The organism is Pseudomonas sp. PVC-3-1, assembly GCF_057444315.1.
Genome location: NZ_CM172023.1, coordinates 3,352,014 through 3,368,803, shown reverse-complemented (window position 1 = coordinate 3,368,803; position 16,790 = coordinate 3,352,014). Strand labels below are relative to the sequence as shown.

The 16,790-nt window shown below is 61.8% G+C and carries 13 protein-coding genes; 8 read left to right on the top strand and 5 right to left on the bottom strand.

All coding sequences use genetic code 11. The features are described 5' to 3' along the window. The first annotated feature begins 55 nt into the window (after positions 1-55). The 5 genes from AC2T4A_RS15830 (at position 56) to AC2T4A_RS15810 (ending at position 3,759) form a co-directional block, all read left to right on the top strand. Positions 56-373: an ElaB/YgaM/YqjD family protein gene (locus tag AC2T4A_RS15830; RefSeq protein WP_045211754.1), complete on the top strand. Its 318-nt coding sequence runs from the start codon at positions 56-58 to the stop codon at positions 371-373. Positions 374-388: 15 nt separating this feature from the next. After that, a complete protein-coding gene (locus AC2T4A_RS15825; protein ID WP_089285716.1) occupies positions 389-769 on the top strand; it encodes a phage holin family protein in 381 nt (126 codons plus the stop codon). Continuing rightward, positions 766-1,110, top strand: a complete 345-nt coding sequence (locus tag AC2T4A_RS15820) for a hypothetical protein (RefSeq protein WP_416748348.1) — start codon at positions 766-768, stop codon at positions 1,108-1,110. Before AC2T4A_RS15825 ends, AC2T4A_RS15820 begins: the two co-directional genes overlap by 4 nt. An 81-nt stretch (positions 1,111-1,191) precedes the next feature. Beyond that, positions 1,192-2,358: an EAL domain-containing protein gene (locus tag AC2T4A_RS15815; RefSeq protein WP_416748350.1), complete on the top strand. Its 1,167-nt coding sequence runs from the start codon at positions 1,192-1,194 to the stop codon at positions 2,356-2,358. A 69-nt stretch (positions 2,359-2,427) separates the two neighbouring features. Beyond that, on the top strand, positions 2,428-3,759 hold the full coding sequence (locus AC2T4A_RS15810) for a deoxyguanosinetriphosphate triphosphohydrolase (protein WP_478378090.1): 1,332 nt from the start codon (positions 2,428-2,430) through the stop codon (positions 3,757-3,759). A 14-nt stretch (positions 3,760-3,773) separates the two neighbouring features. On the opposite strand, the gene AC2T4A_RS15805 is transcribed toward AC2T4A_RS15810, so the two are convergent. Both AC2T4A_RS15805 and AC2T4A_RS15800 read right to left on the bottom strand, forming a co-directional pair. Then, complete coding sequence (locus AC2T4A_RS15805) at positions 3,774-7,331, bottom strand: transporter substrate-binding domain-containing protein (protein ID WP_416748354.1); 3,558 nt, start codon at positions 7,329-7,331, stop codon at positions 3,774-3,776. 92 nt (positions 7,332-7,423) lie between these two features. Beyond that, positions 7,424-8,050 (bottom strand): response regulator transcription factor, encoded by a 627-nt coding sequence (locus AC2T4A_RS15800; protein ID WP_236170933.1) that lies wholly within the window; start codon positions 8,048-8,050, stop codon positions 7,424-7,426. 833 nt (positions 8,051-8,883) lie between these two features. Here AC2T4A_RS15800 and AC2T4A_RS15795 point away from each other — a divergent pair. Continuing rightward, the gene (locus tag AC2T4A_RS15795) at positions 8,884-9,300 is read left to right on the top strand and encodes a response regulator (protein WP_416748356.1); all 417 of its coding nucleotides are present in this window, start codon (positions 8,884-8,886) and stop codon (positions 9,298-9,300) included. Here the strand turns inward: AC2T4A_RS15795 and AC2T4A_RS15790 are convergent. Continuing rightward, a complete protein-coding gene (locus AC2T4A_RS15790; protein WP_416748358.1) occupies positions 9,281-9,628 on the bottom strand; it encodes a YggL 50S ribosome-binding family protein in 348 nt (115 codons plus the stop codon). The two genes, AC2T4A_RS15795 and AC2T4A_RS15790, sit on opposite strands and share 20 nt — an antisense overlap. Positions 9,629-9,883: 255 nt before the next feature. Between AC2T4A_RS15790 and dacB the strand changes: the two genes are divergently transcribed. Continuing rightward, positions 9,884-11,320, top strand: coding sequence for a D-alanyl-D-alanine carboxypeptidase/D-alanyl-D-alanine endopeptidase (dacB, locus tag AC2T4A_RS15785; RefSeq protein WP_486741144.1), 1,437 nt, complete (start codon positions 9,884-9,886; stop codon positions 11,318-11,320). Positions 11,321-11,360: 40 nt separating this feature from the next. On the opposite strand, the gene AC2T4A_RS15780 is transcribed toward dacB, so the two are convergent. Both AC2T4A_RS15780 and rlmKL read right to left on the bottom strand, forming a co-directional pair. After that, positions 11,361-13,772 (bottom strand): sensor domain-containing diguanylate cyclase, encoded by a 2,412-nt coding sequence (locus AC2T4A_RS15780; RefSeq protein WP_478378086.1) that lies wholly within the window; start codon positions 13,770-13,772, stop codon positions 11,361-11,363. 101 nt (positions 13,773-13,873) lie between these two features. After that, positions 13,874-16,057 (bottom strand): bifunctional 23S rRNA (guanine(2069)-N(7))-methyltransferase RlmK/23S rRNA (guanine(2445)-N(2))-methyltransferase RlmL, encoded by a 2,184-nt coding sequence (rlmKL, locus tag AC2T4A_RS15775; protein WP_486741143.1) that lies wholly within the window; start codon positions 16,055-16,057, stop codon positions 13,874-13,876. A 483-nt stretch (positions 16,058-16,540) separates the two neighbouring features. Between rlmKL and rmf the strand changes: the two genes are divergently transcribed. Further along, entirely contained in the window at positions 16,541-16,759 is a 219-nt protein-coding gene (gene rmf / locus AC2T4A_RS15770; RefSeq protein ID WP_081519407.1) for a ribosome modulation factor, read from the top strand. Positions 16,760-16,790 lie beyond the last annotated feature (31 nt).

Sequence of the window (16,790 nt, the reverse complement as noted above, 5' to 3'; positions counted from 1 at the left end):
CCTCCGCCCCTGGGGCTCGAAAACTAGGAACCTCAACCCGCACAAGGAGCATCACATGCCTCGCAAGACTGCAGTGAACGCCGCCAAGGATGAACTCCTGGCCGAATTCCAGGCCCTCGTCAGCGACACCGAGAAACTCTTGCAGAGCTCTGCCGACTTGGCTGGCGCCGAAGCCGACCAGATGCGCGCGCAGATCCACGAGAGCCTCAAGCGCGCCCGCGACGCCATCTACTCCACCAAGGACTCCGTGCGCGACCAGGGCAAGGCCGCCGTGGACGCCACCGAGGACTATGTCGGTGACCACCCGTGGCAGGCCGTCGGCATAGCCGCCGGCGTGGGCTTCCTCCTTGGCCTGCTGGTCAGCCGGCGCTGATCCATGAGCGACGGAATGGACGCCGGGCCGAAGTCCTCGGCCAACTCTCCTTCCCTGCGGCGCTTCGGCGCCGCAGCCCTCGGGCTGCTGCACGGCCACGTCGAACTGTTGGGCATCGAGCTGCAGGAGCAGAAGACTCGGACCGTACAGATGCTCCTGATGGCTGGACTCGCATTGGTCTTCGCCTTGCTCCTGCTGGTTGCGCTGTCGGTGCTGGTGTTGATTGTCTTCTGGGACAGTTACCGACTGCAGGCCGCCATCGGCCTGTGCCTCTTCTATGTCGGCGGCAGCCTGTTGTGCGCCTGGCGGCTGCACTTGTTGGTCACCGACGAAGGTTCGCCCTTCAGTGCCACCCTCGATGAACTGGCCCGCGACCGGGAGCGCCTGTTGCCATGAGCGAAATGCCGGACGCCCGCAACCTGAGCCGGGCTGAACTGCGCAAGGCCATCGTCCGCCTGCGCCTGGAAATGCAGCGCCAGCAGATTCGCCAGGAAGGTGAATTGCTGCTGCAACCCCTGAAACAGGCTCGCCATGTCGGCCAGAGCCTACGCGGCGGACTGGGCGGCAATCTCCCGCTGTGGGGCGCTGGCGGCGCCGCAGCCCTGGCACTGCTGTTCGGTCGCAAGCGCCGCTGGGCACGCCTGCTGCGCCTGGGCATTGCCCTGGTCCCGATCGTCCTGCAGATGCGCAACAAGCCCGAGCATCAGGACCCACCCGCCCCCTCGACGCACCTCTGACGTCTAGACTGGCCACATTCTTGCAATGTGACAGGAATCCGCGCCAATGCGCTTCCTGTCACGCCACTAAGGATGTGTCCCTTGATCGACGGGCAACCCATCGCCTGCTTCCAGCCCTTCATAGACACCGCGACTGGCCTGATCGCCGGTGTCGAAGCACTGGGACGGCTGCGCCAGGATAACGGCGACCTGCAATCGGTCGGCCCGCTGTTCTTCAACCCGCGAGTCGGCCTGGCCGAACTGCGCCGCCTTGACCGGCAGATCCGCGATGCCGCCCTCGCCCGCATTCACGAAGCGCCCAAGGACTGGTTCCTCAGCCTGAACATCTCGCCACGCTGGATCAGCCGCCTGCGCCCGAACCAGCCATTGCCCAGCCTCAAGCAACTGCAACAGCAAGGCGTACCGCCGGAGCGCGTAGTCTTCGAAATCACCGAACTGGGCGGCGCCCACCAGCGCCTGCCGGAGGTAGTGGCGCGTTATCGGGATGCTGGTGCGCGCATCGCCATCGATGACTTCGGTGCCGGCTACTCGCAGTTGGACCGCGTTCTGGCGCTGCAACCGGACATCCTCAAGCTGGACATGCGCCTGTTCCAGGAGGCTGCCCGTGGCGGCCCTAGCGGCGAAGTGGTGAAGGCCCTGGCGCAGATGGCCGAGAAGACCGGTTGCTGGATCATCGCCGAGGGCGTGGAAACCGAAGAGGAAATGGACTTCGCCCTGGAGTGCGGTGCGCGCTATGTGCAGGGTTTCCTGTTCGCCAAACCGGCGCTGGAATTCCCGCCCAGCGACGCCTTCCGTGATGCCTTTGCCCAGCGCCGCGACCACTACGTGAATCGAAAGCTGCAGGAGCGCGCCAACCTCATCCAGTTGCGGCAACAACTCTCCGAGCTGATGAACATGCTGCGCCCCTGGGCCGAAGGCGGCGCCATGCTCAGCAGCCTGCCGCCGGCGCCGGAATCCTTCAGCCGCCTGCTGCGCATCTACCAGTGCGACCGTCACGGCACCCAGACTTCGCCGAACCTGGAATGGAACGGCCTGTTCTGGAAGGAGAACCGTCGCTACCTTGGCCATAACTGGTCCTGGCGCCCGTACTTCTACCAGTTGCTCGCCGAAGGCTGGGAGGAACGCCGCCTCACCCTGTCCAACACCTACCGCGACGCTACTACCAACCAGTACTGCATGACGGCCGGCCAGTTCATCGACCAGGGGCGACGCCTTCTGCTCATCGACATCGATGCCGAAGGCCTCTAGCGCCGCGATTGAGATTACCGGTGCGAACAGCTAGCGTTGCCGGTAACTCTCTTGATCGCGGAAAGAAGAATGGATTGGCACACCCTGCTCCCCCGGGAGCGCCTCGGCAAACCGGTGCACAGCAGCGCCGAACTCGGCCGCAGCGCCTTCCACAAGGACCACGACCGCATCATCTTCTCCGGTGCCTTCCGCCGCCTGGGGCGCAAGACCCAGGTGCACCCGGTATCGAGCAACGACCATATCCACACCCGTCTGACCCACTCCCTGGAAGTGGCCTGCGTCGGCCGCTCGCTGGGCATGCGCGTCGGAGAAATCCTCCGCGACCGCCTTCCGGAATGGTGCGACCCGGGAGACATGGGCGTCATAGTGCAGTCCGCATGCCTCGCCCACGACATCGGCAACCCGCCCTTCGGCCATTCCGGCGAGGATGCCATCCGCCACTGGTTCCAGCAGGCCGCCGGGCGCGGCTGGCTGGATGGCATGAGCGAAGAGGAAAGCTCCGACTTCCTGAACTTCGAAGGCAACGCCCAGGGCTTCCGCGTCCTTACCCAGCTCGAATACCACCAGTTTGACGGTGGAACTCGCCTGACTTATGCCACCCTCGGCACCTACCTGAAGTACCCCTGGACGGCGCGCCACGCCGACTCCCTCGGCTACAAGAAGCACAAGTTCGGTTGCTATCGCAGCGAACTTCCGCTGCTGGAGCAAATCACCCACAAGCTCGGTATGCCGCAATTGGAGGACGAACGCTGGGCGCGTCACCCGCTGGTCTACCTGATGGAAGCAGCCGACGATATCTGCTATGGCCTGATCGACCTGGAAGACGGCCTGGAAATGGAGTTGCTCGATTACGCGGAAGTCGAGTCACTGCTGCTCGACCTCGTGGGAGATGACCTACCGGAAACCTACCGCCAGCTTGGCCCGAAGGACTCACGCCGGCGCAAGCTCGCCATCCTGCGCGGCAAGGCCATCGAGCACCTGACCAACGCCGCCGCACGAGCTTTCGTCGAACAGGAACCGGCTCTGCTCTCCGGCACCCTGCAAGGCGATCTGGTGGAGCACATGCATGGCCCCGCCAAGCGCTGCGTGCAGCGGGCCAAGGGCATGGCGCGGGAGAAGATATTCCAGGACAAGCGCAAGACCCTGCACGAGATCGGCGCCTATACGACCCTGGAGATTCTGCTGAACTCTTTCTGCGGCGCCGCCTTGGAGCAATACGGGCAGAGCACCCCGTCGTTCAAGAACCAGCGCATTCTGGACCTGCTGGGTAATAACGCACCGGACCCAGACTGGACGCTCTATCGCGCCTTTCTGCGGGTCATCGACTTCATCGCCGGGATGACCGACAGCTACGCCACCGAGATGGCCCGCGAAATGACCGGCCGCTCCAGCCCCAGCTGAAGCAGCCGCGCAGGCTAGGCGGCCAGTTCCTGCAGCTGTTGCAACAGGCTGTCCTGCAGGACAGCCATGGCCTGCTCCACAGCCAGCGCTCGGGCGCGCAACTCCTTGCTGCCGAGCCCGTCCTTGCAACCGCCTTCCAGTTTGCAGCAAAGATCCTGAAGAACGTCAGCGTTGACCAGACGCGCCGCCCCTTTCATGCGGTGGGCAAGGTCCGCCAGTTGCTTCCAGTCGCCAGCCTCCCACAGGGGGCGGACCTGATCGATATCGATCCGATTGCTGCTGTACAGTTCCTCCAGCAAACGCCTGATCAAGCCCGGATTTCCACCAGTCATCTCGCGCAGAGCCTTGAGGTCGAAACCGGCGCTCTGACCCTCGCCTTCTGCTTCAGACTCAACGGGTGTGGTGATCTTTGGCACGGTTTCCAGTCTCATGCGCAGGTTATCCAGGCCGATGGGTTTGAACAGGCAATCATCCATGCCCGCCCGCCGGCAGTTATCCACTTCATCGGGCTGAGCATTGGCCGTGAATCCGTAGATAACGCAAGACTGAGCCGCCATCTCTTGCTCGAGTTCGCGAATCCGCCGAGCCAAGTCATAGCCGTTAAGCACCGGCATATTGCAGTCGGTGATGACCAGGTCGAAATCACCCGGATGCCACTGCTGCAATGCCTGGGAACCATCTGCAGCAACCTCGACCTGGTGTCCCAGGTGTTCCAGCTGCTGCGACAGCAGCAGGCGGTTTGCCGCATGGTCATCGACCACTAGCACTCGCAATGCATGGGCAGAAGCCGGGATATCCGGTGCCGAAGCTGACTCATCCTCGGGGACGCTTTCGAGCGTCTGGAGCAGCAGCCGGACAATGACCGTTGTCCCTTCGCCAGCGCGGCTCTCCATGCGAACCGTGCCTCCCATCATTTCCGCCAGCTTTCTACAGATCGTCAGCCCCAATCCGGTGCCGCCGCGGCTTGCGAGGCTGCTTCGGGCCACTTGGCTGAAGGGTTCGAACAACTGGCGCTGATCCTCTTCGGAAACCCCGATGCCACTGTCCTTCACGCTGACTTCAAGAGCCAGTCGGTCGCCAGCGACACGCTCACCAAACACGTGGATACGTACCAGCCCAACATCGGTGAACTTGATGGCATTGCTCACCAGGTTCGACAGGATCTGCTTGAACCGCAACGGATCGATCAGTACATCGCAGGCAGCGTCCGCCTCGATTTCCAGTCTGAGCTCCAGCGCCTTCTGCCTAGCCAGCCCATCGAACACCCGAGCCACGGACTCCACCAACTCACGCAGGTGCGCGCGCTCAGGCATCAATGTCAGGCGTCCGGATTCAATCTTGGCCACGTCCAGGATGTCGCCGATCAGGGTCAGCAGAGACCGCGCGGAGTCATAAGCCACTTCCACCGGTTCGCGATCCCAATGCCCCTGCCCTGCCCGGGTCAGGGCCAGCTCGAGCATTCCGATCACCGCATTCATGGGGGTGCGGATCTCATGGCTCATGGTCGCAAGGAATGTACTCTTGGCGCGGTTCGCCTCCTCGGCCTGCTCCTTGGCAGCTTCCAACTGATGGTGCAGCCGTTCGCGCTCGGTCACGTCGATCCAGCCGGTGACCACACCGGAAACTTCACCGCCAGGCCCATGATAGGGCGTCGCCCAGTAATGAATTTCGCGGACATCGCCATGGATCTGAAGAATCAGATCCGACTCCGCCTTGCCATCCTGGTCCATGGCCTGCTGGTGAATTCGCTGCAGAGCTTGCGTGTCCTGGGGCAACAGCCATAAGTAATCGCTCACGCGCGTCCCGGATGCTGTGTCACGAGCCATCCCGGTATCCCTGAGGAAGCCAACGTTGCAGGTGATCAGGCGCCCCTCTCGATCACGCACGGCCACCGGTTGCGGAATACCGTCGATCAGCGCTCGCTTGAATTCGAGGCGGTAATTGAGCTCCTTTTCGGAGTCCTGACGGCGCCGCACCTTGAGCCACAACCGCCAGATCCACAGCAGAGCGATGAGCAACAAGGCTGCGGCGACGCCAGCGAGTCGGACGAACTGTGTACGGTAACCCTGCCAGACGCTATCCGGCCTCTCCACGCTGGCAGACCAGCGCATGACGATGTTGCTCATGTCCTCGGGAGAAATGGCCAGGATGGCCTTGTTCAGAATGCTCAGCAGTTCGGGATCCGTTTGCGACACGGCGAGCGAGACCTGCCCAGGCTCCTGATCGAGTGCCAGCGCAACCTTGAGGTCGGGGTAATAACGGGAGATCAGATAGTTGGCGGACGACAATAGATGAATCCCCGCATCCACCCTGCCTTCGCTGATCATCGGCAGATCATCGACGTTACTTTCCACCTCGACGATATGCACCTGCGGGTAGTGCGTGCGCATGAACTCCGCCACGACCGAACCGCGCGGCACCGCCACCGAACGCCCATTGAGATCAGCAAGCGAATGCAGCCAGTCGGTATGGCTGGATACCACCACGACGAAGGACGTGCTCATGTACGGACGCGTGAAGCCGAGGAACTCCTCTCGCTCCACAGTGGGCGCCAATGCCCCGATGACGTCGGCCTTGCCGGCGCGCACCCGGTCCATCATCGAGGAAACACTGGGCGCGGGCCGTACATCGAAATCGAGTCCGGTGCGGGCCTGGATAAGATCGAGCAAGTCGGCCGTAATGCCACGGAATTGCCCCTGTGCGTCGAAGAACGACACCGGCGCCAAGGCCTGATCAATCAGCACGACAGGCCGCGGATGACGATCGAGCCATCGCTGCTCCTGAGGCGTCAGGATCAATCGCTGGCTGCCAATGGAGAAGGCACCGCCAGGGTTCCAGCGACGCTGGATCGCGTTTTCGGTCTGCTGGGGAATGGCGTCCAGGGTGCGATCGATGATGCTCAGCAACGCATGATCGGATGCGTTGAGGGCAAAACTGAAACCTTCGCCATCGAAGCTCGCGAAGTTGAGCAGTTTGAGGTTGGCCAGGTACCCCTGGCTGATGAGGTACTGCGCACTGAAGGCATCGCCGACGTACAGGTCCGCCTGACCGAAGGCGACGGCTTCGAGTGCCCTGCGTATCGACTGATAAGGCTGCAGTGAAGCACCACTGAAGTACTTCTCACGCTCCTGCGCAGAAAAGTAGTCACTGACCACCGCGATGCGCTTGCCTGCCAGTTGCTCCGGACTTTCCAGTCGGACGCTTTCCGGCCCGATCACCACCGGCTGGTTGACGAAGTAAGGGCGCGAAAGCACGACCCCAGGCTCAGCCAACTCGTAACTCGTTGCGCGGCTCAGCAGGTCGATATCGCCATGAGCCAGTGCCCTCACAGCGGTATCGCGATCGGCGAAGCGCCTTACTTCCACTCTGACGTTGAGGGTATCGCCGATGATTCCAATGAAGTCGGCAGTGATGCCCTCCAGATCCGTTCTGCTCGCAGTGATGTCGAAGGGCGCGTAATCCGGCGCTGTGACCCCCAGCCGCAGCGTGCGATGTTCCCTCAGCCACTGCCAATCGGCATCGTTGAGTTGCACCTTGACCGGCTCGTCCGCCGAACGAGCCAGTAGGTTCATCGAGGTCCAGTCAATCGGCTCCGCCATCCCCCATCGGCAACAGATAAGTAGTAACACACCAATGAGACAGCGAAAGCGGCCCATCACACACCTCAAACCAAGGCGTTTCGCTTGGCGAACTCGATAAGATCGACCAGCGAATGAGCATTGAGCTTCAGCAGAAGACGGGTCTTGTAAGTACTGACCGTCTTGTTGCTGATGAACATCTGCTCGGAGATTTCCTTGTTCGAATACCCGTTGGCGAGATACTGGAGAACGGCCATCTCACGGTCCGACAGGCGCTGGATGAGTTCCTGGTCATCCATCTGGCCGTTGTTGCGGCGGGTCTGCCGAACGGCGGTACTGGGGAAATAGTTGTAACCGGCAACCACGGCGTTGACCGCGCTGATCAGCTCCGCAAGGCCACCCTGCTTGCAGACGAACCCGGAAGCACCGGCCTGCATGCAGCGCATGGCGAACAGCGAAGCGCTCTGACCGGTCAGCACCAGTACCTTGAGCGGCAGTTCGAAGGCAGAGATGCGGCTGATCACCTCCAGGCCATCGAGCCTGGGGATGCCGATATCCAGAACGACCAAGTCAGGAATCAGGTCCTTGACAAGCGAAAGTGCATCCACGCCGTTGTCGGTCTCACCAACGATGACGTGGCCTTCCTTTTCCAACAGCACCCGCATCGCCATGCGTATGACTGGGTGATCATCGACAATTAGAACCTTGCTCATCAGCTTCCTTCCTCAGACCCGTCGAAATGGATTTCCTTCGTCATCGGTAAGATATATGTCGAGCCTATTCTGTCGAGATTGCCCACCCTCAATATTCATCATTAGAGGATTTTCCTACGCAACAACTAAATAATTCCTACAAACAAACCTAAGCACCTGGACTTTCACAGACACTGAGCACGAAGATTCCGACGTCAAACGGTAGGCAAGCTTACTTAGATTCCTGAAAAAACCAGGGGGCATCTCTGTACGCCCTGCCTTTTCATTACAGAAAACACTTTCCGGACCCGCCACTCAATCAAATTCTCATCACTCAAATTGCAGATAAACGACTCCTTCAGAGCATCCCGATTTTTTAAAAGAAAGGCTCTAGGACAATCATTACGCCTGCACGGCCGCGTGCCGCATCCTGCCCGGAGCGGCAAAAAATCAGCGTCAAGCACTCGAAAAGCTGGCTTCATCACATTCGCCAATAGCCAGCCCTCAAAAAGCACGCCAGCTATTCCAGCTGACCGAAAAGTCAACTAGAGAGTACCAAGGAGTTTTAATGCGCCCATCAACCAGCCGATAAAAACATCCAAAAGCCAAATCAACGCAAACCAGAAAGCGCAAGTTAAAAAACACCCACTTTCAAATTAAACAGGCAGACTCAATTAACAATATGACCCCAACTCATTAGCAATGAACATCCGAACCCATGCACAACTATCCAATTCACCTGAACATAATTGAACTCAGCGAAAGCAGAAGCCCAATTTCGGAAATGTGCGCAACACACGACTTAGTCAATTGGTAACACCGAACGCAGCCCGCTACTTCCTGGAGCCACTTCCGTGCAGAACAACAAACTCAGCATTCTGGTTGTCGAGGATCATCCCTTCCAACTCTTTGCCGTACAGATGCACTTGAACCGACTGGGCTTTTTCAGACTGACTCCCGCAATGGATGCCACCGAAGCACGAGACGCGTGTGCCCGGCGCAATGAGCCTTTCGACCTGCTGCTTTGCGACATCAATCTTCCGGACACTAATGGTATTGAACTGGCCGGCGAACTGGCCGGCGCAGGTAGCGTTCGCCAGACAATCCTGCTCAGTAGCCGCGACGAAGAAGAACTACGAGCCCTGCAGCAGACGCTCAGAGCGCGTGGCACGCCCAATCTGGCTTGCCTGTCGAAGCCACTCGATCAAAGGGCGCTGATGCGCGCCCTGGAGTCGGACGAGAATATCCTGCTCAGCGGACGGGCGGATTGACCGGTTGGTCCGGGTACCACGCGTCGACTAGCGGGCTGACGGTAAACCCCGCCAATTCAGGCTGCTGCTTCAGCCACCCCTCGATCAGCTCGCGCTGCTGCGAAGTGACTGAGCCGCGCCGGGCCAGGCAGATGAACCCGTATTCGTCGCACCCGCTGTAGACCAGATCATTGGGTTCTACGGCGTCAGCAGCGAAACGCCCCATGAAGGCACCGACAGAATCCTCGCCCTGCCCTTCGTTGTACTTGAAGCTCAGCTCGAATCCGAGCTCCTGGAACTCATCGACACACAACTTCTTGCGTAAACGGCGGGAACGATGGGGAGCCATCTGAATCTCTCCTTCACTGGGGGCTTTCGCCACTGGATGAACTTGTGTGTACTAACCAATCCGAACTTGCGCCAGCCAGGTCCCGCAGCGCTTCGCCGAGACGACTGGCACTCGAACGCCTGCGCATACTGGAACGGCTTGCGGCATAATGTGCCGCAGCTCCCGACACAACAGGGAGTATTTCATCTGTAGTGTTGCGCTTCATCTTTTCATTTTTTCAAGTCAATGCCCGACTACTGGGATGTCATCTTTTCTATGTTCAAGTCTCTGCGCGTCCTCGCTCTCGCTACTTTGTTGCCTTTTGCCTTGCCGGCCGTTGCCCAGATCAACACCGCCCTGCCCGAGCGCGTCCAGAAAGCGCTGAGGGCCAGCAAGCTCACCGATGACGCCCTATCGCTGGTGATGATTCCCCTGGAAGGCCCCGGCAACGCCACTTACTTCAACTCCGATGTCTCGGTGAACCCGGCGTCGACCATGAAGCTGTTCACCACCTACGCCGCTCTGGAAATGCTCGGCCCGACCTATCAGTGGCAGACCGAGTTCTACACTGACGGCCAGCTCAAGGACGGCACCCTCAATGGCAACCTCTACCTCAAGGGTGGCGGCGATCCGAAGCTGAATCTGGAGAAGCTCTGGCTGATGATGCGCGACCTGCGCGCCAACGGCGTGCGCACGGTCACCGGCGACCTGGTGCTGGACCGCAGCTACTTCAACATTCCGCAGTTGCCAGTGTTCAACGACGACGGAGGCGACGACAACAAGCCCTTCCTGGTCGGCCCCGACTCACTGATGGTCAACTTGAAGAGCGTGCGCCTGGTGATTCGCACCGAAGGCAGCAAGGCCACCGTACTGATGGACCCGCCGCTGGCGAACGTACGCATCGACAACCAGATCCAGGTGAGCAAGCCCGCCGCCTGCCCGGCCTGGCCGAAGCTGCGCTTCAATCCGGTGACTCAGTTCGACGGCACCTCGCTGGTCGCCACCGGGCAGATTCCCCAGGGCTGCAGCGCACAGACGTACATGTCGCTGCTTGAGCATCCGGCCTACACCGCCGGCGCCGTGCGTGGTATCTGGCAGGAACTGGGTGGCAGCATCCTCGGCAAGGACCGCGAAGGCACCGTGCCGAAAAGTGCAACCCTGGTAGCCCGCGCCATGTCCCCGGATGTCGTGGAGATCATCCGCGACATCAACAAGTACAGTAACAACACCATGGCCCGCCAACTGTTCCTCTCGGTTGGTCGCCAGTACCGCAACGGAGCCGATGCGGACGACGCCAAGGCCGCCCAGCGGGTGATCCGCCAGTGGCTGGCGCGCAAGGGCATCACCGCGAGCCACCTGGTAATGGAAAATGGTTCGGGCCTGTCCCGCGACGAGCGCGTCAGTGCCCGCGAGATGGCGGCCATGCTGCAGGCCGCGTGGCACAGCCCGTACGCCGCGGAGTACATTTCCTCGCTGCCGATCGTGGCGAAGGATGGCACCATGCGCAAACGCCTGCGCGGCACACCCATGGCCGGCGAAGCGCACGTGAAGACTGGCACCCTGAACACCGTGCGCGCCCTCGCCGGCTTCAGCCGCGATGCCAATGGCCGCACCTGGGTGGTGGTGGCGATCCTCAACAGCAACCGGCCGTGGGGCGCCTCCTCGATCCTCGACCAGGTGTTGCTGGACCTCTACAACAGCACCAAGGGCTGATCCCCACACGAACCCCGGCCAAGTGGCCGGGGTTTTCGTTTCAGGCCTCCACTCGCTCCAGACGATCCCGGCCCAAGCGCTTGGCGCGATACACCGCGCGGTCTACCTTGCGCATCAGGTCGTCCGCACTCTCGCCAGGGCACCAGGACGCCACCCCGAAGCTCGCCGTGACCACGCCGACGCCTTCCATCGGCTGGCCGCGCAGGGCCTGCCACAACGCCTCAGCCAATTGCCAGGCCTGCTCCGTGGTACTCCCCGGGCAAAGCACCACCAATTCCTCCCCGCCAATGCGGCAGAACACGTCCACCTTGCGCAGGCGCTGCGCAATGCGCTGGCACAAGGTGACCAGCACGATATCGCCCGCCTCGTGGCCGAAGCGGTCGTTGATGTCCTTGAAGTGATCAATGTCGAACATCACCAGCGACAGCGCTTCACCGCTACGCGAGCAGCGCGCCATGGCCTGGTCCAGTTGCTCCTTGAAATAGCGGCGGTTGTGGATGCCGGTGAGTGCATCGGTGACCGACAGGCGCCGCAGCTCCAGCTCCGCCTCCTTGCGTCGGGTGATATCGGTGGCGATCCCCAGATAGCCCGTGGTGTTGCCGGCCGAATCGCGGACGCCGGTAATGATCAGGTTGATCTTCAACTGCCGCCCATCGCGCCGAATGCAAGTCCATTCATGCTCCTCGTGGCCCTCGCCAACCAGCGCGCCGACCACTTCGAAGCCGCGTATTTCCCGGCCCAGGATGCTGGACAGGTCCTGTCCGCGCCGGCGGATTTCATCCTTGAGGAAGACGTTCTCCGGCACCGGGCGCCCGATCACCTCCTGGGCGCTGTAACCGAACATGCGCTCGGCACCCACATTGAAGCTGCGCACGAACCCGCGCAGGTCGGTAGACACGATGGCAACCTGGGTCGCCGCATCGAGCAGGCCGTGCAGCCGGCTGTTCACCTCGCCCAGTTCCAGTTCGGCGGCCTTGCGCGAGCTGATGTCGGTCTGGGTGCCGATCATGCGTCTTGGCGAGCCATCGCTGTCGCGTTCGACTACCTGCCCGCGATCAAGCACCCAGAGCCAGCGTCCGCTCTTGCAACGCAGCCGGTGTTCGCTCTGGTACAGCGACGATTCGCCGCGAAGATGCCGGCGCAGCGCGTCGCAGCGTGCATCTTTGTCCTCTGGATGGACCCGGCTCAGGCTCTCTTCGGTCGTCGCCCCGACCTCGCTATCGCGGTAGCCGAGCATGGCCTTCCAGGCATGGGAGTAGAAGACATTTCCGGTATCCAGGCTCCAGTCCCAGACGCCATGGCCGGCACTGTCCATGGCGAAGTGCAGGCGCGCCTGGTTCTCCTGCAGCTCCAGCTGGTTGGCGCGCAACTCGGCAGTGCGCTCGCCCACCAGTTGCAGGGCGCGCTGGCGCTGACCGAGGAGCGCCAGCACATAGCCGGCCAGCAACACGGAGGTCAGCCCACCGGCGAACACCACCCAAAGCTGCGGGTGTCCCTGGTTGCGCCGTAGGAAGTCACTGGAAGGCTCGACACGTACCAGGTAGTCGCGACCGGCGAATGGCAGGTGGCGCTCCGAGACCAAGCCCGCCGTCTGGTCCGCCGTCACCGGGCTGCGGTAGAGAGGCACGTCCGGACGGGGGTCGCTGGCATCGCGCAGGGTCAAGGCCAATTGCTCGCCATGGCCTTCCGATCCCTGCTCGATGAGCAGTCGATAACTGATCGCCGCCAGCAGGATGCCCTGGATGCCGACGCGCGTTTCCGCCGTCGGGCTGGGAGTCGCGCTGTTACGGTAGAGCGGAGCGGCCAGCAACAAGCCGGTGGAGTCCGCAGGCGGTGCGCCGGGCAGTACGACAGGCATCGAGGCGGCAACGGAACGAGACTTCATCACGCGCTGGGTCAGCTCCCGGCCCGGCAAAGTGGAGTTGAGGTCCAGGCCAAGGGGCATCTCCTCTAGGTACTCGGAGGCGCCATAGAGGACGGGGAAATAGCGCTCGCGGACCTGCGCCGGGATCGGCCTCCCCTGCAGGTCGAGCTCGAACAGCATGTAATCGAGCATGCCGGCATCATGGGCGCTGGCTTCGAATGACTCGCGCTGGCGCTGCTCCACGCGCGGCAGCCAGGCATAGCCCAAGGTATCGCCCAGCAGGGGGCTGACGAAGTGTTCGAACTCCTCGCGGGACACCTTCTCGGAGTTCTCGAAGAAGCGCTGAATCGACTCCAGCTCGCTCAGTTGCGTCGATAGCCGCTCGCGGACTCGATCTATCCGCTCATTTGCGGTGAGGACGAACTGCTGTTCCAGCGCCATGCGGGCATTGCGCCACACATTCCAGCCCAGCAGCGCCGTCAGCAGCAGGCCGGCCACCAGCACCACGCCGGCGGCGCGCAGAGCCTTCTTCTGGCTGGCGACTCCCTGAGCGGCGGGCAACTGCTCGTAGGCCGGCAACTGAGTCATGTGGATTCTCGTTCCCAGGGGTACTCAGTTTTTATAGCAGCCGATGGCCATTTGCCCAGCCTTGGCGCGACGCACGGCCCAGGCCGTGCGCCGCTCGGGCATCAACGTACGGTGATGCGCCAGGCGCGGTGGATCTTGCTGTTACGGGCGAAATCCTGATCCAGCGTCTGGGCGCTGATTTCCTCGACCCGGTAGCGCGCAGCCAACCCCTCATCCAGCTCGAACTTGCGGAAGTTGTTGGAGAAGTACAGCACCCCTCCCTTGGCCAGGCGCGCCATGGCCAGATCGATCAGCTCGACATGGTCACGCTGCACATCGAATACGCCTTCCATGCGCTTGGAGTTGGAGAAGGTCGGCGGATCGATGAACACCAGATCGTACTCGCCGCGATCCTCGCGCAGCCACTCCATCACGTCGCTTTGTACCAGGCGCTGCTTGTCGGAGAAGCCGTTGAGCGACAGGTTGCGCCGCGCCCAGTCCAGGTAGGTCTTGGAAAGATCGACGCTGGTGGTGCTGCGCGCATCGCCCTTGGCTGCATGCACGGTGGCCGTGGCGGTGTAGCAGAACAGGTTGAGGAAGCGTTTGCCGGCAGCCTCGCGCTGGATTCGCATGCGGATCGGGCGGTGGTCAAGGAACAGGCCGGTGTCGAGGTAGTCAGTCAGGTTGACCAGCAGCTTCACGCCGCCCTCTTCCACTTCCATGAAGCGCCCTTCGGCGTTCTGCCGTTCGTACTGCTTTTTACCGGTCTGGCGCTCGCGACGCTTGATCACGATGCGCTCGGTGGGAATGCCCAGCGCCTGCGGCAACGCGGCCAGTGCATCGAGCAGGCGGATCTGGGCCTTTTCCGGATCGATGGACTTGGGCGCCGCGTATTCCTGCACGTGCGCCCAGTCACGGTAGAGATCAACGGCCAGGGCGTACTCGGGCATGTCGGCGTCATACACCCGGTAGCACTCGATCTTTTCCTTGCGCGCCCATTTGCCCAGCGCCTTGACGTTCTTCTGCAGGCGGTTGGCGAACATCTGCCCACCTTCACTCAGGCGCGCCTGTTCGATCACAGCGGCGCCCTGGGTCGGGGACGATTCGCTGCGATCGCCGCGGTCACCGGTCACGAACTGGCGCGGCTCGACATCGAGCATGATCAGCTTGCAAGGCAGCGCTCCGTTGAAGAAGGCGTATTGCTTGTGGCTGCGGATACCCATGCGTTTGCCCAACTCCGGCGCACCGGTGAACACGCCGGCGCTCCAGCCCAGGCAACTCTGGCGAAGACGCTCGCCCAGGTGCTGGTAGAGGTACAGCAGGCTGGCTTCATCGCCCAGGCGCTCGCCGTAGGGCGGATTGCAGATGATCAGGCCCTTCTGGCCCTTGTCCGGTCGTGGCTCGAAAGTAGCCAACTCGCCCTGGTAGATCTTCACCCACTCGGCCAGACCGGAGCGCTCGATGTTGTTGCGCGCCGGCTGGATCAGGCGAGGGTCGGCTTCGTAGCCGCGAATCCACAGCGGAGTCTTGGCCAGACCGACTTCGGCACGCTGCTGGGCTTCTTCGATCAGCTTCTTCCAGATCGCCGGCACGTGGCCCAGCCAATTGCTGAAGCCCCAGCGCTCGCGCTTGAGGTTCGGCGCGATATCGGCGGCCATCAGGCCGGCCTCGATCAGGAAAGTGCCCACACCACACATCGGGTCGGACAGTGCGCCGCCTTCAGCAGCGATCTTCGGCCAACCGGCGCGAATCAGTACGGCAGCCGCAAGGTTTTCCTTCAACGGGGCAGCGCCCTGCTGCAGACGGTAGCCGCGCTGGTGCAGGCTGTGGCCGGAAAGGTCCAGCGACAGCACCGCCTGGCCGCGATCCAGGTGCAGGTGCACGCGGATGTCCGGGTTGACCTTGTCAACGGTCGGCCGCTTGCCGAACTCGGCGCGCAGGTTATCGACGATGGCGTCCTTGACCTTCAGCGCGCCGAAATGCGTGTTGTCGATGCCCGAGCCCTTACCGCTGAACTCCACGGCCAGGCTGCCGTCGGCTTCCAGATGGTCGCTCCAGGGCACGGCATTGACGCCCAGGTAAAGGTCTTCAGCGTTGTTAACCGAGAAGCGAGACAGCACCAGCAGCACGCGGTTGGCCAGGCGCGACCAGAGGCACAGACGGTAGGCCGTCTCCAGGTCGCCCTTGCCGCGAATGGCCGAAACCTGGGCGCGCGCCTCGGTCAGCCCGAGCGCCTGGGCTTCCTCCAGCAACAGCCCATCGAGCCCTTTCGGGCAAGTGAGGAAGAGATCGTGCAAATCCGCCATGCAAATAATTCCTGGGCCGCAGCCCTTTCAGCAAAGCCGCTTACGGCCTTGTCGGCCACCTTTTGTTCACTCGCGCGAACTCAAGGGCGACCCATGTATTCATTTTCAGGGATGGCCCGGCAACCGGCCTGCGGCCTCGCGTCGCAGAAAGTCATCCCACTCGTCGGAACGAGAGGTGGTCTCAATTAGACACATATTCCTCTTGATCCTTGGCAAGCTCCCGCCCCTGGCGGGTTATGCCGTACTGGCATTTTGCAAACCGGGCGAACCTTATGGCCCAAACCCATAAGAGTTACGTCCTTATGACAAATTGGTCATTCACAGCCCCGGAACCTTTCGATAGAACTCGGGGTAATCCTTCACCGCAATGGTGTCGGGCGGGGCGCGTCACGCCGGCAATGCGCCCCATTTGGCGGAACATTCCGCCCGGCCTCCCTGGGGGGCCAACGGGACATAACAGTCAACAAGTGAGGGCAACACCCTATGAGAAGACTTAAGCGTGATCCGTTGGAAAGAGCCTTTTTGCGCGGTTATCAGCACGGCATTACTGGAAAATCTCGCGACCTCTGTCCGTTTACCCATCCCACTACCCGGCAATCCTGGCTCAACGGCTGGCGTGAGGGCCGCGGCGACAACTGGGATGGTTTGACCGGCGCCGCCGGTATTCAACGAGTGAACCAATTGCAGCACGCAACAGGCTGAATCCAGGGTCACCCACGACTTCCCCAAGCCG

What these genes read in the sequence shown, in the direction of transcription:
- AC2T4A_RS15830 (WP_045211754.1), top strand. Translation starts at nt 56, where the DNA reads ATGCCTCGCAAGACTGCAGTGAACGCCGCCAAGGATGAACTCCTGGCC.
- AC2T4A_RS15825 (WP_089285716.1), top strand. Translation starts at nt 389, where the DNA reads ATGGACGCCGGGCCGAAGTCCTCGGCCAACTCTCCTTCCCTGCGGCGC.
- AC2T4A_RS15820 (WP_416748348.1), top strand. Translation starts at nt 766, where the DNA reads ATGAGCGAAATGCCGGACGCCCGCAACCTGAGCCGGGCTGAACTGCGC.
- AC2T4A_RS15810 (WP_478378090.1), top strand. Translation starts at nt 2,428, where the DNA reads ATGGATTGGCACACCCTGCTCCCCCGGGAGCGCCTCGGCAAACCGGTG.
- AC2T4A_RS15805 (WP_416748354.1), bottom strand. Translation starts at nt 7,331, where the DNA reads ATGAACCTACTGGCTCGTTCGGCGGACGAGCCGGTCAAGGTGCAACTC.
- AC2T4A_RS15800 (WP_236170933.1), bottom strand. Translation starts at nt 8,050, where the DNA reads ATGAGCAAGGTTCTAATTGTCGATGATCACCCAGTCATACGCATGGCG.
- AC2T4A_RS15790 (WP_416748358.1), bottom strand. Translation starts at nt 9,628, where the DNA reads ATGGCTCCCCATCGTTCCCGCCGTTTACGCAAGAAGTTGTGTGTCGAT.
- dacB (WP_486741144.1), top strand. Translation starts at nt 9,884, where the DNA reads ATGTTCAAGTCTCTGCGCGTCCTCGCTCTCGCTACTTTGTTGCCTTTT.
- AC2T4A_RS15780 (WP_478378086.1), bottom strand. Translation starts at nt 13,772, where the DNA reads ATGACTCAGTTGCCGGCCTACGAGCAGTTGCCCGCCGCTCAGGGAGTC.
- rlmKL (WP_486741143.1), bottom strand. Translation starts at nt 16,057, where the DNA reads ATGGCGGATTTGCACGATCTCTTCCTCACTTGCCCGAAAGGGCTCGAT.
- rmf (WP_081519407.1), top strand. Translation starts at nt 16,541, where the DNA reads ATGAGAAGACTTAAGCGTGATCCGTTGGAAAGAGCCTTTTTGCGCGGT.